We start from the raw sequence: 20,009 nt of genomic DNA on the forward strand, positions 1-20,009 counted from the left end.
CCTACCGCAGCCGATGCGGCGATGCCAGCGCCGACACACATCTGCGCCGCCGATGATCAATCGTGACACGTCCCGTTTAACGGTAATTTTTCCGATTTAGAGGATAATTTTTCGCTTATAGATTTTCCTTGGAACCAGAAATCCGCGGTTAACCGCGGATGAATGCAATTGGCACGCCTCCTGCATAACTGTTGGCATCCACCGGATGGTCCGGATGGAAGGTTCAAGGAAGGATAAAATCATGGCCCATTTCAACGTCAACGCCGTCAAGAGCTACGCCCTCGCCGCTTTCGCCTCGCTTTATGCTTCGGTGATGCTGCTGGCGATCATCGGCCAGAATGGCGCTGAGGTTGGTCAGCTGATCGTCTGATCGGCTGACGACATCTCCCCAAAGAACGCCGGCCCCTCGGGTCGGGATCGAAAGGAAAGAAATGAAACAGGGTTTTCGCAAGAATCGCCAGGGTGGCATCCTCTTCGGTGTATGCGCCGGAATGGCGGACCACTTCGGCTTCGATGTCTTGTGGACGCGCGTCGCCTTTGTCGCCCTGACGCTCCTCGGCTTCGGCCTGCCGCTGCTGCTCTATCTGACCGTCGCGATCCTCGCGCCATAAGGCAGCCAGGGCCGGTCGCCAAAGGCGCCCCGTTCACCGGCCCCCATTCCCGAAATCGAGGGCTCACCGGCCGCCGCCGGTGGGCCCTTTCGATTATCCGTGCGGGCGGATCAGATATTTCTCGCCCGTCCGCTTCGCATTATAGGCCTGCGCGGTTTCGACATCGAGCGCTTCGGTCAGCGAGATTTCGTGGCTGTAATGGCTCTTGAAGGTCGTGGTCAGTTCGTCGACGACGCGCTGGCGCATCCGCCCGACAACCTCGGCCCCCGCCTTCGCCAGAAAGGGCGTCAGCAAAAAGCCGCCGAGCGCCCAGGTCAGGCCGAAACTGCGCGCCGAGAAAGTCGTCGGCGACAGGTCGAGCGCGCCATAGATATAGACCTGTTTGAACGTGTCGGAACCATAGCGGCTGTAGCTCGTCATGCGCCGCACCGCCGCCGCCTCCATCGCGGTCAAAATCTGCCCCGCCAGCTTGCCGCCGCCCGTCGCGTCGAAACCGATCGTCGCGCCCGTTTCGGCGATCGCGTCGATCAGCCGGTCCATGAAATCGTCGGCGCTGCTGTTCACGACATATTGCGCGCCGATGCCTTTCAGCAGCGCGACCTGCGCATCGCTGCGCACGATGTTGACCAGCGGGATGCCGTCCTTGGCGCAAATCTTGACCAGCATCTGGCCCAGGTTCGACGCCGCGGCGGTGTGGACGATCGCGCTGTGCCCCTCCATCCGCGTCGTTTCGGTAAAGGCGAGGCTGGTGAGCGGGTTGACGAAACAGGAAGCGCCGTCCCTGGGATCGGTCCCATCGGGCAGTGGCATCGCCATCTGCACCGGCAGGCAGCGATATTCGGCATACATTTCGCCGCCGAGCACCGCGACCGTCTTGCCGAGCAGCGCCTGCGCCTCCGCCGATGCGCCCGCCGCGACAACGATGCCGCAGCCTTCGTTGCCGATCGCCATCGCCTCGCCGATGCGCCCCGCCATCGCGCGCATCCCCGCGGGCGGCACATCGGCGGTCAGCACGGGCAGCCCATCACGCTCCGACGCCCGCGCGGTGCTCATGTCCGCGCCGCCGAACAGCAGGCCCAGGTCCGACGGGTTGATCGGCGCCGCGAGCAGCTTCACCACCACCTCATGCGGCTTGGGTTCGGGCATCGGCCGCCGTTCGAGCGACACTTCGAGCTGCCCTTCGGGCTTCACGAGCGTCACCATGGTCAGGTTGGTTTGGGGCAGGTCGGTCATCGCGCATCTCCCGTCGCATTTCAGTTTCTGGATGCAACGGGAATAGGGCGATGCGGCGAGGCTGGCAATCGCCTCCCAAGAAAATTTGGTCCTTATCCCGCATGCGTCATTGCGAGCGCAGCGAAGCAATCTCCAGCTATCGCACCGACCGGACGCCCACTGGAGATTGCTTCGTCGCTTCGCTCCTCGCAATGACGCTCTCCGGGCTACCCCGTCCCGTAAAAACGCACGAGGCGGTCGAGCGCCAGCCCCAGCACCAGCTTGCCCGATCGCGCGGGCCAGCCGAGCGCCTTTTCGGCGCCGCCGATCCCCTCGCCCGCGCAGATCACGCGCCAGCAAATGTCGGCGAGCCCCGGCCCCGCCGCGTCGAGCGCGCCGTGAAAGCGCCGGTGCGCGTCGATCCGCGCCAGCGACGCATCGGCCGCGCGCGCGCCGCCGCGGCTCTTGCCCGGCGGCGCGGCGTCCCAGCGCATCGTCACCCGCGCCGCCAGCCCCGCGCGCTCATAATCGGCGCGCAGCCGCTCGCCCGCCAGCAATTGCGCCGGGGTCAGCAGCCCGCGCGACGCCAGCCAGGCAATCGGGCTTTCGGCGGCATTGACGGTCACATGCCGCATCAGCTGCGGCCCCGTCTTGCCGGGATCGAGGCGGTCGTCGGGGTGGATACGCGATTCGAGGCGGCGTGGGATCATGTCGGTCTCCTTGATACGGACAGAGGACTTGACATTGGATGATTGTGTAGGAAAGAAAAAACCGATTTGGTTATCGAAAGGCAAAGGCCGTGATCAACAGCATCCGAACCGTCCGCCGCGCCAAGGGGCTGACGCTTGAGGAGGTTGCGCAACGCTGCGATCCGCCGACCACCGCGCAGACGATCGGCCGCCTCGAAACGGGCACGCGCACGCTGTCGCTCGGCTGGATGAACCGCATTGCCGCGGCGCTCGACGTCGATGCCGCCGAACTCGTGCGACTGCCGCAGGATGCGCAGTTGACGATCACCGCGCTGCTCGGCGCCGACGGCGCCCACGCGCCGACGCGCACCGAACAGGCGCTCGCCGCGCGGCCGGGCGAGGATATGGTCGCGGTGCGCGTCACCTCGTCGATCGGCGACTATCGCGCTGGCGACGAAATCTGGTGCCGCCGGATCGAGGGCGACTGGGCGAGCGCGCTCAACCGCGACCTGCTCGTGCCCCGCCCCGCCGGCCGCTTCTTCTTTGCGCGCCTGCTCAACGTCGACGGCGAAAAACTCCACCTGCTCCCGCTCGGCGCCGGGCTGCGGCAGCAGGTCGTCAGCAACCCGCCATGGGCCGCGGTCGCGGTGCGATTAATGCGCAGCCTGTGATCTCCAGCCCTGTCATTGCGAACGTAGCGAAGCAATCCAGAGCGGTTTACGCGCGCTCCGGATTGCTTCGCTTCGCTCGCGATGACGAACGGGTGAGAGGCCCGGCATGACTCCCCTTCGCATCCTGTCGATCGCCACCCTGTTTCCCGACGCCGCGCGGCCCAGTTTCGGCCTGTTCGTCGAAAAGAGCCTCCGCGCGCTCGCGGCACAGCCGGGTATCGAACTCACCGTCGCGGCGCCGCTCGGCCTGCCGCCCTTCCCGCTTTCGCTGCACCGGCGTTACCGCGCGCTGCGCGATCTGCCGCGCTCCGAAACGTGGAACGGCCTCGCGGTCCTGCGCCCGCGCTTCCCGCTGATTCCCAAGGTTGGCGCCCGCTTCAACCCCGCGGCCATCGCGCGCGCCGTGCTGTCGGCCGTTCGGGACCGGGAGTTCGACGTGATCGACGCGCAATTTTTCTACCCCGACGGCCCCGCCGCGATGCGCGTCGCGGGCGCGCGCGGCCTGCCCTTCTCGATCAAGGCGCGCGGCGCGGACATCGGCCATTTCGGCCATGCCCCAGCAACGGCAGCGCAAGTGGCCGCCGCCGCCGCCAAAGCCGCCGGGCTGCTCGCCGTGTCGGAGGCGATGCGCCGCGACATGGCGGCGATCGGCATCGATCCGGCCAAGGTCGCGGTCCATTATACGGGCATCGACGCCACGCGCTTTCATCCGGGCGACCGCGCCGCGGCGCGCGCCGCGCTCGGCATCGACGATGCGCCCGCGATCCTCTCGGTCGGCGCACTCATTCCGCGCAAGGGGCAGGCGCTGGTGATCGCCGCGCTGCCCGCGCTCCCCGGCGTCCATTATTGGCTCGCCGGCGCGGGCGAGGAGGAAGGCCGCTACCGCGCGCTCGCCCGCCGGCATGGGGTCGAGCCGCGCGTGCATTTCATGGGTCCGGTCGCCAACGCCGACCTGCCGCAGCTTTACCGCGCCGCCGACGTCGTCGTCATGCCCTCGGCCAGCGAGGGTCTGGCCAATGCGTGGGTCGAGGCGCTCGCCTGCGGCACCCCGATCGTCATCAGCGACGCGGGCGGCGCCGCCGAGCTTGTCACCGCGCCCGCGGCGGGCCGCATCGTGACACGCACGCCGGGCGCGATCGCCGAAGCGGTGCAGGAGATCCTCGCCGCCCCGCCCTCACCGACCGACGTGGCCGCGAGCCTCGACGGCCGCTTCGACTGGAACCGCAACGGCCGCGAATTGGCCGAGCATCTGCGGCGCTGCGCAGGGTTTTAAGGTGCGTAGATAATCGGAACGTCGGTTTTCGACCGTTAATCGCCGTACCCCGGCGAAAGCCGGGGTCCAGAGCGGGATAAGCCAACGCTTGCTTATGGGCGCCTTGGGCCCCGGCTTTCGCCGGGGTGCAACACTAAGGCCAGCGTCCGCTCCCCACCCCAAAGCCGACGCCCGCCGGCCCCGTCAAACCACCGCGCCGTCGTCGTTCCTGTTCGACACCCGCTCGGCGCCTTCGGTCACCGCCGTGGTGCGCGGCACGAAGCTGTGGGGACCGACTTTCAGCCACACGAGGATCGGCGCCGACATATAGACCGACGAATAGGTGCCGACAAAGATGCCGAGCAGCATCGCCGCGGTGAAGCCGAAGATCACGTCGGGCCCGACCCACAGCAGCACCGCCAGCGCGATCAGCATGGTGAAGCTGGTCATCACGGTGCGCGCCAGCGTTTCGTTGACGCTGAGGTCGAGCAGCGGGATGATCTCCATCTTGCGATATTTCTTCAGATTTTCGCGAATCCGGTCGAACACGACAATCGTGTCGTTGAGCGAATAACCGATGATGGTGAGCAGCGCGGCGACGATGTTGAGGTCAAACTGCATCTGCGTCAGCGCAAAGAAGCCAAAGGTCAGCGTGACGTCGTGGAACAGCGCGAACAGCGCACCGACGCCGAACTGCCATTCGAAGCGGATCCAGATATAGATGGAGATGGCGATCATCGCGAGGATCAGGCTGAGCGCCCCGGTGCGCAGCAGTTCCTCCGACACCTTGCCCGACACGGTTTCGACCGATCCGGTCTTCGCGGTGGGAAAGGCGTCGGCAATGCCCGCGACCAGCCGTTGCCCGGCGCGTTCGGCAGCCGCCTTGTCGCCTTCGGGCAGCGCGGTGCGGATCGACACCGCCTTGTCCGATCCGAACTGCTGGATCGTCGCTTCGCCGAGGCCGATGGCGCCGACCTTTTCGCGGATCTCGTCGATCGGCGGCATCGCCCCGGTGAACTCGACGCGCACCGACTGGCCGCCGACAAAGTCGACGCCAAGATTCAGGCCGCGCACCGCGACAAGCGCGATCGACGCGACGATCATCAGCAAGCTGATCGCCATGGCTACGTTGCGCCACTTCAGGAACTGGATATTGGTGTCGTCGGGGACGAGTTTCAGCAAACGCATGGTCGATCCCTTACCTTCAAATGTTCAGCGACGCAGGGCGCGTCTTGTGCAACCAGCGCGCGGCGAACAGGCGCGTCACGGTGACGGCGGTGAACACACTGGTGATGATGCCGATCGTCAGCACGACCGCAAAGCCCTTGATCGGCCCGGAGCCGAACCAGAACATCAGCCCCGCCGCGATGACGTTGGTGATATTGGCGTCGAAAATTGCCCGGCTGGCTTCCGAATAGCCAAGCTCGACCGCCTGGAACACGCGGCGCCCGCGTTTCAGTTCCTCGCGGATACGCTCGTTGATGAGCACATTCGCGTCGACCGCGGCCCCGATGGTGAGCACGAAGCCCGCGATGCCCGGCAGCGTCAGCGTCGCATTGAACGCCGCCATGATCGCGATGATCAGCCCGATGTTGAAGATCAGCGCGACATTCGCATAGATGCCGAAGCGGCCATAGACGATGATCATGAAGGCGAGCACCGCGACGGTCGCGATGATGCCCGCGATCGCGCCCTTGCGGATCGAATCGGCGCCAAGCTCGGGCGTCACCGTGCGCTCCTCGACCACCGTCATCTTCACCGGCAGCGCGCCCGATCGCAGCGAGATCGCGAGGTTGTTCGCGCTCGCGACGCTGAAACTGCCCGAAATCTGAGCGCTGCCGCCCAGGATCGGCTCGTTGATCGACGGCGCCGACAGCACCTTGCCGTCGAGCACCATCGCGAACCGCTTGCCGACATTCTGCGCCGTCACCTTGGCAAAGGTGCTCGACCCCGCCGAATCGAACCGGATCGACACCACCGGCTCGCTCGTCTGCGGGTCATAGCTTTGCTGCGCGTTGATGAGCTGCTCGCCGCTGATCATCACCTGACGGCGCAGCACCTCGAACGCCGCGCCATTGCCCTCGCCCTCGGCATAGGGGACGATTTCGCTGCCCACCGGCACGCGGCCCGCGGCGGCTTCGGCGGGGTCGGCGTTGGCGTCGACCATACGGAACTCGAGCCGCGCGGTCTTGCCGATCAGTTCTTTCAGCGCGGCCGGGTCCTGAAGCCCCGGAACCTGCACGACGATGCGGTCGGCGCCTTCGCGGATGATCGTTGGCTCGCGCGTGCCGAGCGCGTTGACGCGCTTGTCGATGATGTCGCGCGCGGTGTCCATCGCGTTCGCCACCGCCTGCGTCTGCCCGGCGCTCGTCGGGCTCATCACGATGCGCGTCGAATCGACGACGTCGATATTCCAGTCGCGCTGGCCCGTCAGCCCGGCGCCCTGCGTCTCGCTGAACAGCCGCTCGCGCGCGGCGTCGAGCTTCGCGGCGTCGCGGACGAGGAAGCTGATCCGCCCGCCCGTCGTCGACAATTCGCCGATCGCGATGTCGTCGTCGGGCCCGCTCTGCCCGCGCATCGCGGTACGCACCGTCTTTTCCATGTTCGTAAGCTGCGTCTTGCGCAGGTCGTTGATGTCGGCCTCGAGCAGCAGGTGGCTGCCGCCCGCAAGGTCGAGCCCCAGATTGACCTTCGCCTGTGCAAAGCCGGGCAGGCTCTCGAACGCCTTGGGCGGCAGGAAGCTGGGAATGGCAAAAAGGACGCCGAGCAGCAGGATGATGCTGATGCCGATGGTTTTCCAGCGCGGGAAATCGAGCATGGTCTGTGATCCGATTGCAAAAAGGGAGGCCGCGGAAAGCCGCGTGCCCCGTCGCGTCAGTCGTTCGCGGGCTTGCCGCCCGGTTGCAGCACGTCGGCCAGCGTCGCCTTGACGACCTTGACCTTGACGCCCTGCGCGATTTCGACATCGGCATAATCGTCGTCGACGCGCGTGACCTTCCCCACGATGCCGCCGCCGGTCACGACCTGGTCGCGCGGCTTCACGGCGGCGATCTTGGCGCGATGTTCTTTCGCGCGCACCTGTTGCGGGCGGATCAGGAAGAACCAGAAGACCGCGAAGATCAGGATATAGGGCACCAGCATCAGGAAACCGGCCGCCCCGCCGCCCGATCCGGCCGCCTGGGTCAGAAGCAATTGCGTCGACATGGGTGAAAGACTTTCGTTCGAAAGCGTCGCGCGGCCCCACCGGGACCGGCACGCAAGGATGGCGCGGCGCCTATCACACGAGGGGCGGCGCGCGCAACCGGTCGTGCGCCCGCCGCTCCCCCGCAGAAAGCGTCGCCCCGAAATGGGAAGGATGCGAGCCCGATCAAGCCTGCCGCGCCGAATGCGCCGCGGGCGACGGCGCCGCACCGCGAAGGTCGCGCAGGAGAGCCTTGCATCGCCTGCAAAGCCGCGCTAGGGGCCTCGCCTGCCCAACAGGGCCGGTCGGGACGTAGCGCAGCCTGGTAGCGCATCACACTGGGGGTGTGGGGGTCGGAGGTTCGAATCCTCTCGTCCCGACCAATTTCTTCGGCATCGCGGCCATTCGCCGCCGTCCTTTGGCGGCAGCGCATCCCGTCACGGCCGCAGCACGACCGTGCCGACCGCCTCGCGTCGTTCCAGCATCGCAAACCCCTCGCGCCAGTCGGCCAGGTCGAGCGTCGCATGGACATGCGGGCGGATCGTCCCCGCCGCCGCAAGCGCGTCGATCGCCGCGACATTCTCCGCGCCGCGCTCGGGAAAGCGGCGGCCATATTCGCCCGCGCGCACGCCGACGACCGAAAATCCCTTGATCAGCGGCATGTTGGCGGGCAGTTCGGGGATGCGCCCCGACGCAAAGCCGACGACGAGCAAGCGCCCGCCAAAGGCGATGCAGCGCGTCGATTCGTCGAATATATCGCCGCCGACCGGATCAACGATGACATCGGCGCCCTGCCCGCCGGTCAGCGCCTTCACCGTCTCGCGAAAGCCCGGCGCGCCGTCGATCACGGCATCGGGCGCGTAAAGCCGCTCGACCGCCGCGCGCTTGTCCGCGCGGCTCGCCGCCGCGATCACCCGCGCGCCGAGCGCCTTCGCCAGATCGACGGTCGCGAGCCCCACCCCGCCCGCCGCACCGTGGACCAGCACCCAATCGCCCGGTTCGATCCGCGCCCCGCGGACCAGCGCGACATAGGCGGTGAGATAAGCAACCGGATAGGCGGCCGCCGCGTCCCAGCCGAGCGCCGCGGGCCTGGGGCGCAGCGACGCCGCGGGCACCACCGTATATTCAGCCATCGCCCCGAAGCGGTTGCCGCCCACGACCGCATCGCCCACCGACCAGCTTTTCACCCCCTCGCCCACCGCATCGACCTCGCCCGCAAACTCCAGGCCCGGAACGAACGGCAGCGCCGGTTTGAGCTGATAAGCGCCGCGCGTCATCAACAGGTCGGGAAAGTTCACCCCCGCCGCGCGCACCCGCACGCGTACCTCCCCCGGCCCGGCGAGCGGAACCGGGAGATCGGCCAGCCCCGTGCCCGCATGATCGGGCAATAGTTCGCGCACCTGCAAGGCTCGCATGGCGAAAATCCTTTCCTACATTGTTCCTATATGGTTCGCTGCTCCGCTCAACCGAACCAACAGGAGCGAATCATGCCCAGATCCCAATCCCCGACCTGCGACGTCGACGCGCTGATCGACGCCGTCATCGACCGCGAAGGCCGATATGTAAACCACCCCGCCGACCGCGGCGGCCCGACCTGCTGGGGGATCACCGAAGCGGTGGCGCGCGCCGAGGGCTATGCCGGCCCGATGCGCGCGATGCCGCGCGATTCCGCTGCTGCCATCTATCGCCGCCTCTATTGGCTGCGCCCCGGCTTCGACAGGGTCGCGCTGCGCGCGCCTGCGATCGCTGCCGAACTCTTCGACACCGGGGTCAACATGGGCACCGCCACCGCGACCGGATTTCTTCAGCGCGCGCTCAACGCGCTCAACCGCAGCGCGCGCGACTATCCCGACATCGCGGTCGACCGCGCCATCGGGCCGCGCACGCTGGCGGCGCTCGACGGCTTCCTCAAGGCGCGCGGCAAGCGCGGGGAGGTCGTCCTGCTGCGTGCGATCGAGGCGTTGCAGGGCGAACGCTACATCGCGCTCGCCGAACGCCGCCCCAGCCAGGAGGCCTTTCTCTATGGCTGGCTCGCTAACCGCATCGGTGAGGCGTGATGCGCGCCATTGGGCTGACTTTTACTGACCTTTGACCACAGAGGAGAATAGACATGAGCATCATCGAAGGCCTGATCGGCCCGATCGCCAAGCTGATCGACAAGATCATCCCCGACCCCGAAGCGCGCGACCGCGCCAAGCTCGAATTGCTGAAACTCGAAGGCACGCAGGAAATGGAAGCAATCCGCACGCGCATGACCGCGATCGTCGCCGAGGCGAACAGCGCCGACCCGTGGACCAGCCGCGCGCGGCCGAGCTTTCTCTACGTCATGTACGTGCTGCTGCTCTGGGCGATCCCGATGGGCCTGATCGCCGCGGCGCGGCCGGAGATGGCCAAGGGCATCGCCGAAGGGATGAACGCCTATCTCGCCGGCATTCCCGAGCCGCTCTACGCGCTCTTCGGCACCGGCTATCTGGGGTATACCGCGGCGCGCGCGTGGGGGAAGGCGAAGGGGGTGGAGAGTTAAAAGCCGCCCATCTGTTCCGTTTGTGTCGAGCGAAGTCGAGACACCCATCGGGGTGGCGCCTGACCGAGGGGCATCTCGACTTCGCTCGATGCGAACGGAATTATTAGCTGCTCGCGCCTTCCACCACCCTCGCCAAATTCGCCAGCGACGAGTTCAGCCCCGCCACATGGTCCTTCGCCGAAATCCCCGGCGGCACATGGTGCGCATCGACCGTCACCAGCGTGCCGCCGCCCTGCCGCGACAGATACCAGTGCATCGCCATCGTTCCCGAAAAGCGCGGGTCGTCCGATTCGAACGCGACCTCCCACACGATCAGCCGCCCGTCGTCGAGCACCGGGATATGCACGTCAACGACGTCGCCGTCGTCGTCGCTCTTCGTCTCGACCTCCGGGTCGTCGAACGTCAGCCGCAGGCGAAATCCGCCCCCGGCGCAAAGGTCGACCTGCTCGAACGTCCCCGTCGCCCCATCCGGCGGTAACCAGCGCGCCAGCGTGTCGGCGCTGGTAAAGGCCGCAAACACATCGACCAGCGGCGCCGCGATCAGCCGCTCGGCATGATCGGTGCGCCGCGTCTTTTTCGTCGGCTTCAAGCGAGCGCGGCCTTCACCGCTGCAACGGCATCGTTCGCCGCGCCGCCGTTCGGGCCGCCGCCCTGCGCCATGTCGGGGCGCCCGCCGCCGCCCTGCCCGCCCAGCGCCACGACCGCCGCCTTGACCAGATCGACCGCGCTGTGGTGCCCCGTCTTGTCGTCGGTCACGCCGACCGCGACCGAGGCGCGCCCGTCATTGACCGCAACCAGCATCGCGACGCCGCTGCCGACCTGCTTCTTGAGGCCATCGACCGTGCCGCGCAGCTCCTTGGGATCGAGCCCGTCGACAACCTGCGCCAGGAACGCAACATCGCCGACCTGCTCGACCGCCGGACCCGCCGCGGCACCGCCGTCGCCCCCGGAACCGCCAAGGGCGAGCGCCTTCTTCGCATCGGCCAGCTCGCGCTCGGCCTTCTTAAGCTGCTCGGCAAGCTGCGCGACACGCGCCGGCACCTCGTCGGGCGACGTCTTGAGTGCCGCCGCCGCCGCCTTCAGCGCCTCGTCGCGCCCGTTCAGCCATTGCCGCGCCGCTTCGCCGGTCAGCGCCTCGATGCGCCGCACGCCCGAAGAGACCGCGCTTTCGCTGACGATCTTGAACAGGGCGATGTCCCCCAGCGCGCGAACGTGCGTCCCGCCGCAAAGCTCGACCGAATAGTTGCGATCGTCGGCCTTGCCCATGGCGAGCACGCGCACCTCGTCGCCATATTTCTCGCCGAACAGCGCGAGCGCGCCCGCCGCAATCGCGTCGTCGGGCGTCATCAGCCGCGTCGTCACCGGCTCGTTGCCGCGGATCTGCGCGTTCACATCCGCCTCGATGTCGGCGATTTCCGCCGCGGTCAGCGCCTTGGGGTGCGAAAAGTCGAAGCGGAAGCGGTCGGCGGCGACCAGGCTGCCCTTCTGCGTCACATGCCCGCCCAGCCGGTTGCGGAGCGCCGCGTGCAGCAGGTGCGTCGCGCTGTGATTGGCGCGAATGCGGTCGCGACGTTCGGCGTCGACGGTCAACTGCACCGTGTCGCCGACCTTCAGCGTCCCTGCCTCCAGCTTCGCCTGATGCGTGTGCAGGCGGCCGAGCGGCTTGCCGGTGTCGCTGACCGAGGCCTTTGCGCCTTCCAGCGTCGCGATCATCCCCGCGTCGCCCATCTGGCCGCCGCTTTCGCCATAGAAGGGTGTCTGGTTGGTCAGCACGATGACCTCGTCGCCCGCCCTGGCTTCCTCGACCGGCTGGCCGTCCCTGACCAGCGCGATCACCGTCGCTTCCCCCGACGTCGAGGTATAGCCGGTAAACTCGGTGCTGCCGTGCGTTTCGGCAAGGTCGAACCAGATTTCTTCCGATGCCTTTTGCCCGCTGCCCTTCCACGCCGCGCGCGCTGCCGCCTTCTGCTGCGCCATCGCCGCGTCGAAGCCCGCGCGGTCGACCGAAATCCCCTTGGAACGCAGCGCATCCTCGGTCAGATCATAGGGGAAACCATAGGTGTCATAGAGCTTGAACGCGACGTCGCCGACCAGCGTGTCGCCCCTGCCCATGTCCGCCGTCGCCTCGTCGAGCAGGCGCAGCCCCTTGTCGAGCGTCTGGCGGAACTTGACCTCCTCGCGCTCCAGCGTCTCCGCGATCAGCGGCTGCGCGCGGATCAGCTCGGGATAGGCGGCGCCCATCTCGGCGGTCAGCGACGGCAGCAGCCGGTGCATCAGCGGATCCTTCGCACCCAGCAGATGCGCGTGGCGCATCGCGCGGCGCATGATCCGGCGCAGCACATAGCCGCGCCCCTCGTTCGACGGCAGAACCCCGTCGGCGACGAGGAAGCTCGACGCGCGCAGATGGTCGGCGATGACGCGGTGGCTCGCCCGGTGCGCTTCGTCGGCGCGAACGCCGGTCAGCTCCACCGACGCCTCGATCAGCGCCTTGAAGGTGTCGGTGTCATAATTGTCGTGGACACCCTGCAGCACCGCCGCGACGCGTTCCAGCCCCATGCCCGTGTCGATACTCGGCCGCGGCAGGTCGACGCGCTCGCCGCCCGGTAGCTGCTCATATTGCATGAACACCAGGTTCCAGATTTCGACGAAGCGGTCGCCGTCCTCCTCCGGCGACCCCGGCGGGCCGCCCCGGACATGGTCGCCATGGTCATAGAAGATCTCGCTGCACGGCCCGCACGGCCCCGTATCGCCCATCGACCAGAAATTGTCGCTCGTCGGAATGCGGATAATGCGCTCGTCGGGCAGGCCGGCGATCTTCTTCCACAGGTCGAACGCCTCGTCGTCGGTGTGATAGACGGTTGCGGTCAGCTTCTCCGGCGCCAGTCCCCATGTCTGGGTGATCAGCGTCCAGGCATGGTGGATCGCCTGTTCCTTGAAATAATCGCCGAAGGAGAAATTGCCCAGCATTTCAAAGAAAGTATGGTGCCGCGCGGTATAGCCGACATTGTCGAGATCATTGTGCTTGCCCCCCGCGCGGACGCATTTCTGCGACGAAGCGGCGGTGCTGTAGGGGCGCTTCTCCAGCCCCGTGAAGACATTCTTGAACGGCACCATGCCCGCATTGACGAACATCAGCGTCGGGTCGTTGTAGGGCACCAGCGGCGCCGACGGTTCGATATGGTGCCCGGCGCCCCCGAAATAGTCGAGGAAAGAGCGGCGAATGTCGTTGGTCGATGTCATGCGCGCGAATTAGGCATTTTGCGGCGGTGCGACAAGCCGCTTCGTCGCGATGGAGGCGATCGCCCACACCGCTCAGAACGCCGTCGCAATCCCCTTGCCCAGATAACAGGGAAGCTGGCGCAGCACGTCGGCCTTGGGCACGCCCTCCTCGATCAGCTCCGGCGGCACCTCGGACGTGTCGGTGCGCACCACGGTCCAAGCCGCGTCGGGCACGGCGCGGTGGACGACGACATAACCGCAATCCATCGTCCCGTCGGCGCGGTCGCCGCGAAAATCGAAGGCGGCATACAGGCCCGGTGGTTGGCCTGCCGGGTCCGAATACCAGCTCAGCCGCAGCACGCGCAGCGTCCCGTCGGCCCACAGCACGGGCCGCTTGCGCAGGTTCATCTCCCATTCGAGCCGCGGGTTTGCCGCCTGGAACGACAGGCGCAGCATCGCATAGGCGCTTGCATAATCGCGCTTCGCCAGCGCCATCACATAGGCGGCGAAGCGCGCCATCGCCGCGCGTTCGTCGGCGGCCGCGACGCCCGTCGCCTTCGACGCGACCCGCTCGACCGCCGGGCCGAGCGCCGGCAACTGCGCCGCTGCCACGCCCGGCCACAGGGTCAGCGCGACGAGCGGCAGCCAGCCGCGTCGGTCAATAGCCATAATAGGCGCCGCCTTTCGCGCGCGCGCGCTGCCACGCGGGGCGCGCATGGCAGGCGTTCACGAAGGCGGCGAGTTTCGGATAGCGCGGCGCCATGCCCTGCATCACCGCGATCTCGGCCGGAAAACTCAGCATGATGTCGGCCGCCGACAGGCTGTCGCCGATGAAATGGCCAGCGGCGCCAATCCGGCTTTCCATATAGGAAAAATGCGCGTCGAGCTGCTGGTTGATCCGCGGTTCGAGCGGCGCCGCCGCCTCACCGAGCCGCGCCGTATAGATGCGCAGCAGGATCGGCGTCATCGCCGAACCTTCGGCGAAGTGCAGCCATTCGAGGTGGCTGACATGGTCGTCGGTGCCGCGTTCGGGAACCAGATGCCCGCCGCCGTGCCGCTCGCACAGATATTCGGTGATCGCCCCCGATTCGATCACGACGCGGCCCCCGTCCTCCAGCACCGGCGATTTGCCGAGCGGATGCACCGCGACGAGTTCGGGCGGCGCGAGGTTGGTCACGGGATCGCGGTCGTAAAATCTGATCTCATAGGGCGCGCCGATTTCCTCGAGCAGCCACAAGATGCGCTGCGACCGGCTGTTGTTGAGGTGGTGGACGATCAGGGTCATGGGTTCTCCTTTGCGGGCGGGGGATTCAAGGGCGGTAAGGCCCGTTGCGGTCGATCAGCGCGGCGAGTTCGCGCACCAGCTTGGCGCCGAGGATCGCGGTGACGCCGCCGATGTCGCGGCCGGGGTGATGCTCGACGATGTCGGCGCCGACGATCGGCGCGGTCTGCCTGTGCAGCACCGCGAGGACTTCGCGCACCGTCAGCCCGCCGGGTTCGGGGTGCGCGACGCCCGGCGCTTCGGACGGATCGATCCCGTCGAGGTCGATCGAGATATACAGCGGTCCTTCGAGCACGGGCACCTTGTCGGGCGCGAAGCCCGCCATGGGGACAATCTCGACCCCGAAGCGCGCCGCCTGCTCGCGGCAATGGTGGTTGAGCGTGCGGATACCCGCCTGCACCAGCCGCTTGGCGTGACCGCCCTCGCAGATGCGCGCAAAGGGCGAGGCATGGCTGCGCGGGTTGCCGGCGAAATCGTCATAGAGATCGGGGTGAGCATCGAAATGGAGGATGTTCACCGGCCCAAAACAGGTCGCCGCGGCCTCGACGAGCGGAAAGGTCACCGCATGATCGCCGCCGAGCGCCAATGGCACCTCGCCATCCTCGCACAGCATCGCGACGTGACGGCGGATCGCGGCATCGTCGTGCGCGCTGTTCTCGGTGAGCGGCAGGTCGCCATCGTCGGTAAAGGCGATGTCAGCGCCAATTTCGCCGCCGAGCTCGCTCGCCATATTGCCGCGGTCGCTCCACAGCGCCGCACGGACCGCCGCCGGACCACCCGCGGCGCCGCGCTCGAAACTGCTGTTGATGTCGGTCGGCAAGCCGAACAGGCGGATCGCGGGCATGGATCATCTGTAGCCATTGCCAGCGGGCGCGCAAGGCGCGCTCCGTTGCACGGGGATTCCATGCGACCGCTAGGGTCAGGACCCATTAGAGCGCGATGACCTGATATTGACCCACCGTGACGGAGGCGATTTTGGCCGAGTGCGAGGCGCGAGGAGCGGCGCGATGCGGGACATCGCGCCCGACGAGCAACGTGGCAATCGGCAAAAATCGACCCGCCCCGGAGGGGTTGCCCCCTGAAGCCCGCCGGACAGCGGCGCGTCTCTGGTTCGGGCAACCAGCCCGTCCTGCGAGACGCTTCTTGCCGACGAACTTCAGGGGGCAATCACGGTGGGTCAATATCATGTCATCGCGCTCTAGAGCGGCGCGCTGTATATCTGATCCACCGACGATCAACGGCAAGCGGGCCCACCTGCGGGGAGAGGGGCGTGCAGATGTCCGCGGTTACAAGGAAGCCGCGTGGCCCGCCGCCGTTTGCCGACCGGTTCTCGCGCGAGCGCACGAACCGGCCGGACGATCGTCAGATGGCGTCGCCACCGACGTCGTCGTCGGGGCCCGCCATCATTTCTTCGGCGACCGCGTCGGTGCGGCCACGGATCGCGGCCTCGAGCCGGCCCATCAATTCTGGATTTTCCTTAAGGAAGGTCTTGGCATTTTCGCGGCCCTGCCCGATGCGGATCGAATCATAGCTGAACCAGGCGCCCGACTTCTCGACCAGCCCGGCCTTGACGCCGATGTCGAGGATTTCGCCGATCTTCGAGATGCCCTGCCCATACATGATGTCGAACTCGACCTGCTTGAACGGCGGCGCGACCTTGTTCTTCACCACCTTCACGCGCGTGGTGTTGCCGACGATCTCATCGCCATTCTTGATCTGTCCGGTGCGGCGGATGTCGAGGCGGACCGAGGCATAGAATTTGAGCGCGTTGCCGCCGGTCGTGGTTTCGGGGTTGCCATACATCACGCCGATTTTCATGCGCAGCTGGTTGATGAAGATCACCATGCAGCGCGAACGGCTGATCGACCCGGTGAGCTTGCGCAAGCTCTGCGACATCAACCGCGCCTGCAGCCCGACATGGCTGTCGCCCATCTCGCCCTCAATCTCGGCGCGCGGGACGAGCGCGGCAACCGAGTCGACGACGAGCACGTCGATCGCGTTCGAGCGGACGAGCGTGTCGACGATTTCGAGCGCCTGCTCGCCCGTGTCGGGCTGCGACACGATGAGTTCGTCGATATCGACGCCCAGCTTGCGCGCATAGACGGGATCGAGGGCATGTTCGGCATCGACGAACGCCGCCGTGCCGCCTATCTTCTGCGCTTCGGCGATGCAATGCAGCGCGAGCGTTGTCTTGCCCGAACTTTCGGGACCATAGATTTCGATGACGCGCCCGCGCGGCAGACCGCCCACGCCCAGCGCGATGTCGAGCCCGAGCGACCCGGTCGAGACCGCCTCGACCTGCATCGCTTCCTTCGAACCCAGCTTCATCACCGAGCCCTTGCCGAAGGCGCGGTCGATCTGCGCCAATGCGGCGTCGAGCGCCTTCTGCCTGTCCGTTCCGTTCACTGCTTTCCCCGATTCGACGAGTGACAATTGTCCGGCCATTTGCCGTCCTTTCCTGCTCTAGAGCGACCGCAGACGCATCGCAACGCCGGACCCATGTGCCACATTTGTTCTTGTGGAACAAGAGGGGAACATAATTATCTTTTCGACCTTCGCCCGGATGACGAGCACATCTGACCCTTAGGGTCAGGATCCTAGACCCCGAACGCCCGAAGCGCCGTCTCGATGTCGCCGATCCGGAAAGGTTTGCTGATCAGCCGACAGCTCGCATGTTCGGCGGGAATGACGTCTCCCCCGCCCGATGTGAAGGCAAAGGGCACGCCCCTCGCGGCGAGCGCGTCGGCGACGGGCCAGCCCTTTTCTTCGCCGAGGTTGATGTCCACGAGCGCCCCCGCCAGCGGCTCGGAGGCGATCAGCGCGAGCGCCTCGTCCGTGCTCGTCGCCTGCGCGGGTTCGGGCAGGCCGAGCGCGTCGAACATGTCGACCAGCATCATGCCGATCAGCACATCATCCTCGACGATCAGGATGCGCCGCTCAGCCATCCCGGCCCCCGCGATGCGCGGCCTCGTCCAGCGCCGCCGAGGTCGCCTCGGCCAGCTGCGCGACCGAGAAGGGTTTGGGCAGGAAAGACACATTGTCGATGTCGATCGACTGGCGCAGCTGTTCCTCGGCATAGCCCGACATGAACAGCACCGGCAGGCCGGGGCGCCTGGCGCGCATCGCGCGCACCATCGCCGACCCGTCCATCGTCGGCATCACGACATCGCTGATGACCAAATCGACCTTCTCCATCCCGGCAAAACGTTCGAGTCCTTCCTCGCCCTGCGCGGCGGTGACGACCGTATAACCCGCGCGGGCCAGGGCGCGTTCCGCGACCGCACGCACCATGTCCTCGTCTTCGACGAGCAGGATCGTCCCGCTGCCCCACTGGCTCTTTTTGGGCTTGGCGGGCGGCTGCGGCGCCGCCGGGGCGTCACCCGCGACGCGGTGGACGGGCAGATAGATGGTAAAGCTGGTGCCCTCTCCCGGCTTGCTGTCGGCAAAGATGAAGCCCGCCGACTGCTTGATGATGCCATAAACGGTCGACAGGCCGAGCCCCGTCCCTTTGCCCACATCCTTGGTCGTGAAAAAGGGTTCGAAAATCTTGGGCAATATGTCGGCGGGAATGCCGGTGCCCGTATCGCTGACCTTCAGCGCGCAATAATCGGCGGGTGGCATGAACTCATTGCCCATCTGGCGCACATCGGTGGCCGACACCGGATAGGTTTCGATCGTCAGCGTCCCGCCGCCGGGCATCGCGTCGCGCGCGTTGACGGCCAGGTTGATGATCACCTGTTCGAGCTGGCCGGGGTCGGCGCGCACCGCCCCGAGGCCGCGACCGTGATGCACCGAAAGCTGCACCGTCTCGCCGATCAGGCGTTTCAACAAATGCGACACCTCCGAAATCACGTCGGGCAGTTGCAATATCTGCGGTCGCAGCGTCTGTTGCCGCGAAAAGGCAAGCAATTGCCGCGTCAGGCTGGCGGCGCGATTGGCGTTGCTGCGAATCTGCTGGATGTCGTCATAGTCGCTGTCGCCCGGCGTATGCCGCATCAGCATCAGGTCGCACGCACCGAGCACCGCGGTCAGGATATTGTTGAAATCATGCGCGACACCGCCCGCAAGCTGGCCCACCGCCTGCATCTTCGACGCCTGCGCGACCTGGCGCTTGAGGCGCGATTCCTCGCTCGAATCCTTGAGACTCAAAAGCACCGCCGCTTCGCCGAGGCCCCGCACCCCGACAACGCGCATCGACACCGGATCGCCGCTCTGCCCAGCCAAGCGGATCGACAGGTCGCCGCCGACCTGTTGCCCGCTGCTGTGACGACGGATCATGTCGGCCAGCGGCCCCTTGTCCTCGCCGACGACGATGTCGCCCGGATAACGCGGCATCTTGGCTTCAGGAAGGTTGGCAGCACGCTTGAAAGCGCGATTCATGTAAAGGAAGCGTCCGTCGCGGTCGACGAGCGCCAGCCCGAAGGGCAGCAGCGAAAGCAAGGTTTCGACATAGGTTTGCGCGGTGCCGCGGTCGGCCGGCCCCATCTCCTCGTCGAGCATCGCGAGCAGCACTGGCGAATTGCTGTCGGACGAAACGAGCGGGATCTGGATCAGCCGCACCGGCGTCGCGCGGTCGCCCTCGCGCGCAAAATAAAGGGCGCCGCCATCGTCGATACGCAACATCGCCGCAACATCGCGCCCGGCGTAATGGCGGGCATCCTCCTCGCCGAGTGCGCGCAGCAGAAACGCCTCATTGGCAGCGCGAAGGCGGCCTTCGCTGTTGACCAGCGCCGCCATGACCCCGGCATGGCCCAGCGTCCGGCCCGCCGGACCGCCCAGATGCCGCGTGAGTTCGGCGACCAGATCGAACCGTTCGATCGCGGCAAAGCGCCAGACCAGATAATCCTCCGCCTGCCCCGTGCGCATCACCTGCGCGCGCAATCGCAGCGGGCCGATCGCAAGGTCATCGGCGCGTCCCTCGCCATCGCGCCACGCCGTCCGCCCGGCGTTTTTGAGCAGTTCGGCGCCGCGTCCGTCGACCGGCAGGCCGGGGGGTGTGACAAAACCGCCCATCCAGGTGGCGAACAGGTCGTTGGCGCAAACCATGCGGCCCGTGCGGTCGGTGACGGCAATCGCGACATCGTCGTGATTGACGGCCTGGCGCAGCATGGTCCAGTCAGGTGTCGCGGCTTCGCCTCCCGCCGCGGTGGGAAACAGGCGCCGCACCAGCAGCACGCCGCCGGCGGCCACCGCAAGTCCCGCAACAAAGCCCGCGGCAAGGATCTTGCTGCCCGTGGCCCAGAACAGCAGCACGGCCGAGACGAGCGCGAGCGCCGCGAGCAAGGCGACATCGAGCCGCGACAGTGCCGCAGGCGGCATGATCGTGTCCGCAGGGCCCGTCTCCCCGATGACGTTACCATCAGCGGAG

The 20,009-nt window shown here is 66.9% G+C and carries 21 protein-coding genes and 1 tRNA gene; 7 read left to right on the forward strand and 15 right to left on the reverse strand.

Features of this window, described 5'->3' with window-relative positions; all coding sequences use genetic code 11:
• The first annotated feature begins 241 nt into the window (after positions 1 to 241).
• The gene (locus tag SALA_RS17575; protein WP_272940657.1) at positions 242 to 370 is read left to right on the forward strand and encodes a hypothetical protein; all 129 of its coding nucleotides are present in this window, start codon (positions 242 to 244) and stop codon (positions 368 to 370) included.
• Between the two features lie 61 nt (positions 371 to 431).
• Positions 432 to 611: a PspC domain-containing protein gene (locus SALA_RS08690; RefSeq protein WP_011542001.1), complete on the forward strand. Its 180-nt coding sequence runs from the start codon at positions 432 to 434 to the stop codon at positions 609 to 611.
• A gap of 93 nt (positions 612 to 704) precedes the next feature.
• On the opposite strand, the gene SALA_RS08695 is transcribed toward SALA_RS08690, so the two are convergent.
• Positions 705 to 1,844 carry a zinc-binding dehydrogenase gene (locus tag SALA_RS08695; RefSeq protein WP_011542002.1) on the reverse strand — a complete coding sequence of 380 codons (1,140 nt, stop codon included), beginning with the start codon at positions 1,842 to 1,844 and terminating at the stop codon, positions 705 to 707.
• Between the two features lie 206 nt (positions 1,845 to 2,050).
• Positions 2,051 to 2,533, reverse strand: a complete 483-nt coding sequence (locus tag SALA_RS08700) for a DUF6456 domain-containing protein (RefSeq protein WP_322785221.1) — start codon at positions 2,531 to 2,533, stop codon at positions 2,051 to 2,053.
• Between the two features lie 89 nt (positions 2,534 to 2,622).
• On the opposite strand from SALA_RS08700, the gene SALA_RS08705 reads away from it, so the two are divergent.
• Positions 2,623 to 3,183 (forward strand): helix-turn-helix domain-containing protein, encoded by a 561-nt coding sequence (locus SALA_RS08705; RefSeq protein ID WP_011542004.1) that lies wholly within the window; start codon positions 2,623 to 2,625, stop codon positions 3,181 to 3,183.
• 106 nt (positions 3,184 to 3,289) lie between these two features.
• The gene (locus tag SALA_RS08710; protein ID WP_011542005.1) at positions 3,290 to 4,456 is read left to right on the forward strand and encodes a glycosyltransferase; all 1,167 of its coding nucleotides are present in this window, start codon (positions 3,290 to 3,292) and stop codon (positions 4,454 to 4,456) included.
• A 183-nt stretch (positions 4,457 to 4,639) separates the two neighbouring features.
• Here the strand turns inward: SALA_RS08710 and secF are convergent, their stop codons facing one another.
• Genes secF through yajC form a run of 3 tightly spaced genes read right to left on the reverse strand, consistent with a single transcriptional unit; the run spans position 4,640 to position 7,639 of the window.
• A complete protein-coding gene (gene secF, locus SALA_RS08715) occupies positions 4,640 to 5,623 on the reverse strand; it encodes a protein translocase subunit SecF (RefSeq protein ID WP_011542006.1) in 984 nt (327 codons plus the stop codon).
• A 16-nt stretch (positions 5,624 to 5,639) separates the two neighbouring features.
• Positions 5,640 to 7,253, reverse strand: a complete 1,614-nt coding sequence (gene secD, locus SALA_RS08720; RefSeq protein ID WP_011542007.1) for a protein translocase subunit SecD — start codon at positions 7,251 to 7,253, stop codon at positions 5,640 to 5,642.
• 56 nt (positions 7,254 to 7,309) lie between these two features.
• Positions 7,310 to 7,639: a preprotein translocase subunit YajC gene (gene yajC, locus SALA_RS08725; RefSeq protein ID WP_049754617.1), complete on the reverse strand. Its 330-nt coding sequence runs from the start codon at positions 7,637 to 7,639 to the stop codon at positions 7,310 to 7,312.
• Positions 7,640 to 7,922: 283 nt separating this feature from the next.
• On the opposite strand from yajC, the gene SALA_RS08730 reads away from it, so the two are divergent.
• A tRNA-Pro gene (locus tag SALA_RS08730) sits at positions 7,923 to 7,999 on the forward strand.
• Positions 8,000 to 8,053: 54 nt separating this feature from the next.
• Here SALA_RS08730 and SALA_RS08735 read toward each other — a convergent pair.
• Positions 8,054 to 9,031 (reverse strand): NADPH:quinone oxidoreductase family protein, encoded by a 978-nt coding sequence (locus SALA_RS08735; protein ID WP_011542009.1) that lies wholly within the window; start codon positions 9,029 to 9,031, stop codon positions 8,054 to 8,056.
• Positions 9,032 to 9,103: 72 nt separating this feature from the next.
• Here SALA_RS08735 and SALA_RS08740 point away from each other — a divergent pair, with 72 nt between their 5' ends.
• Positions 9,104 to 9,673 (forward strand): glycoside hydrolase family 108 protein, encoded by a 570-nt coding sequence (locus tag SALA_RS08740; protein WP_011542010.1) that lies wholly within the window; start codon positions 9,104 to 9,106, stop codon positions 9,671 to 9,673.
• 53 nt (positions 9,674 to 9,726) lie between these two features.
• Positions 9,727 to 10,140, forward strand: coding sequence for a holin family protein (locus SALA_RS08745; RefSeq protein ID WP_011542011.1), 414 nt, complete (start codon positions 9,727 to 9,729; stop codon positions 10,138 to 10,140).
• Between the two features lie 103 nt (positions 10,141 to 10,243).
• Here the strand turns inward: SALA_RS08745 and SALA_RS08750 are convergent, their stop codons facing one another.
• The 9 genes from SALA_RS08750 to SALA_RS08785 form a co-directional block, all read right to left on the reverse strand.
• Entirely contained in the window at positions 10,244 to 10,729 is a 486-nt protein-coding gene (locus SALA_RS08750; RefSeq protein ID WP_011542012.1) for an SRPBCC domain-containing protein, read from the reverse strand.
• Complete coding sequence (alaS, locus tag SALA_RS08755; protein WP_011542013.1) at positions 10,726 to 13,380, reverse strand: alanine--tRNA ligase; 2,655 nt, start codon at positions 13,378 to 13,380, stop codon at positions 10,726 to 10,728. The genes SALA_RS08750 and alaS overlap by 4 nt, the downstream gene beginning before the upstream one ends.
• Before the next feature lie 72 nt (positions 13,381 to 13,452).
• Positions 13,453 to 14,028 (reverse strand): hypothetical protein, encoded by a 576-nt coding sequence (locus SALA_RS08760; RefSeq protein WP_011542014.1) that lies wholly within the window; start codon positions 14,026 to 14,028, stop codon positions 13,453 to 13,455.
• Positions 14,018 to 14,644, reverse strand: a complete 627-nt coding sequence (locus tag SALA_RS08765; protein WP_011542015.1) for a glutathione S-transferase family protein — start codon at positions 14,642 to 14,644, stop codon at positions 14,018 to 14,020. Before SALA_RS08765 ends, SALA_RS08760 begins: the two co-directional genes overlap by 11 nt.
• Before the next feature lie 25 nt (positions 14,645 to 14,669).
• Complete coding sequence (locus tag SALA_RS08770) at positions 14,670 to 15,485, reverse strand: agmatinase family protein (protein ID WP_011542016.1); 816 nt, start codon at positions 15,483 to 15,485, stop codon at positions 14,670 to 14,672.
• Positions 15,486 to 15,570: 85 nt separating this feature from the next.
• Entirely contained in the window at positions 15,571 to 15,828 is a 258-nt protein-coding gene (locus tag SALA_RS17640; protein ID WP_084764814.1) for a hypothetical protein, read from the reverse strand.
• Between the two features lie 175 nt (positions 15,829 to 16,003).
• The gene (recA, locus tag SALA_RS08775; protein WP_011542018.1) at positions 16,004 to 17,086 is read right to left on the reverse strand and encodes a recombinase RecA; all 1,083 of its coding nucleotides are present in this window, start codon (positions 17,084 to 17,086) and stop codon (positions 16,004 to 16,006) included.
• 152 nt (positions 17,087 to 17,238) lie between these two features.
• Positions 17,239 to 17,586 carry a response regulator gene (locus SALA_RS08780; protein WP_011542019.1) on the reverse strand — a complete coding sequence of 116 codons (348 nt, stop codon included), beginning with the start codon at positions 17,584 to 17,586 and terminating at the stop codon, positions 17,239 to 17,241.
• Positions 17,579 to 19,960: a hybrid sensor histidine kinase/response regulator gene (locus SALA_RS08785; RefSeq protein WP_011542020.1), complete on the reverse strand. Its 2,382-nt coding sequence runs from the start codon at positions 19,958 to 19,960 to the stop codon at positions 17,579 to 17,581. Before SALA_RS08785 ends, SALA_RS08780 begins: the two co-directional genes overlap by 8 nt.
• Positions 19,961 to 20,009 lie beyond the last annotated feature (49 nt).

The organism is Sphingopyxis alaskensis RB2256, from assembly GCF_000013985.1.
In the GTDB taxonomy this organism is placed as follows: domain Bacteria; phylum Pseudomonadota; class Alphaproteobacteria; order Sphingomonadales; family Sphingomonadaceae; genus Sphingopyxis; species Sphingopyxis alaskensis.

What these genes read in the sequence shown, in the direction of transcription:
- SALA_RS17575 (WP_272940657.1), top strand. Translation starts at nt 242, where the DNA reads ATGGCCCATTTCAACGTCAACGCCGTCAAGAGCTACGCCCTCGCCGCT.
- SALA_RS08690 (WP_011542001.1), top strand. Translation starts at nt 432, where the DNA reads ATGAAACAGGGTTTTCGCAAGAATCGCCAGGGTGGCATCCTCTTCGGT.
- SALA_RS08695 (WP_011542002.1), bottom strand. Translation starts at nt 1,844, where the DNA reads ATGACCGACCTGCCCCAAACCAACCTGACCATGGTGACGCTCGTGAAG.
- SALA_RS08700 (WP_322785221.1), bottom strand. Translation starts at nt 2,533, where the DNA reads ATGATCCCACGCCGCCTCGAATCGCGTATCCACCCCGACGACCGCCTC.
- SALA_RS08710 (WP_011542005.1), top strand. Translation starts at nt 3,290, where the DNA reads ATGACTCCCCTTCGCATCCTGTCGATCGCCACCCTGTTTCCCGACGCC.
- secF (WP_011542006.1), bottom strand. Translation starts at nt 5,623, where the DNA reads ATGCGTTTGCTGAAACTCGTCCCCGACGACACCAATATCCAGTTCCTG.
- secD (WP_011542007.1), bottom strand. Translation starts at nt 7,253, where the DNA reads ATGCTCGATTTCCCGCGCTGGAAAACCATCGGCATCAGCATCATCCTG.
- yajC (WP_049754617.1), bottom strand. Translation starts at nt 7,639, where the DNA reads ATGTCGACGCAATTGCTTCTGACCCAGGCGGCCGGATCGGGCGGCGGG.
- SALA_RS08735 (WP_011542009.1), bottom strand. Translation starts at nt 9,031, where the DNA reads ATGCGAGCCTTGCAGGTGCGCGAACTATTGCCCGATCATGCGGGCACG.
- SALA_RS08740 (WP_011542010.1), top strand. Translation starts at nt 9,104, where the DNA reads ATGCCCAGATCCCAATCCCCGACCTGCGACGTCGACGCGCTGATCGAC.
- SALA_RS08745 (WP_011542011.1), top strand. Translation starts at nt 9,727, where the DNA reads ATGAGCATCATCGAAGGCCTGATCGGCCCGATCGCCAAGCTGATCGAC.
- alaS (WP_011542013.1), bottom strand. Translation starts at nt 13,380, where the DNA reads ATGACATCGACCAACGACATTCGCCGCTCTTTCCTCGACTATTTCGGG.
- SALA_RS08760 (WP_011542014.1), bottom strand. Translation starts at nt 14,028, where the DNA reads ATGGCTATTGACCGACGCGGCTGGCTGCCGCTCGTCGCGCTGACCCTG.
- SALA_RS08765 (WP_011542015.1), bottom strand. Translation starts at nt 14,644, where the DNA reads ATGACCCTGATCGTCCACCACCTCAACAACAGCCGGTCGCAGCGCATC.
- SALA_RS08770 (WP_011542016.1), bottom strand. Translation starts at nt 15,485, where the DNA reads ATGCCCGCGATCCGCCTGTTCGGCTTGCCGACCGACATCAACAGCAGT.
- SALA_RS17640 (WP_084764814.1), bottom strand. Translation starts at nt 15,828, where the DNA reads ATGATATTGACCCACCGTGATTGCCCCCTGAAGTTCGTCGGCAAGAAG.
- recA (WP_011542018.1), bottom strand. Translation starts at nt 17,086, where the DNA reads ATGGCCGGACAATTGTCACTCGTCGAATCGGGGAAAGCAGTGAACGGA.
- SALA_RS08780 (WP_011542019.1), bottom strand. Translation starts at nt 17,586, where the DNA reads ATGGCTGAGCGGCGCATCCTGATCGTCGAGGATGATGTGCTGATCGGC.
- SALA_RS08785 (WP_011542020.1), bottom strand. Translation starts at nt 19,960, where the DNA reads ATGCCGCCTGCGGCACTGTCGCGGCTCGATGTCGCCTTGCTCGCGGCG.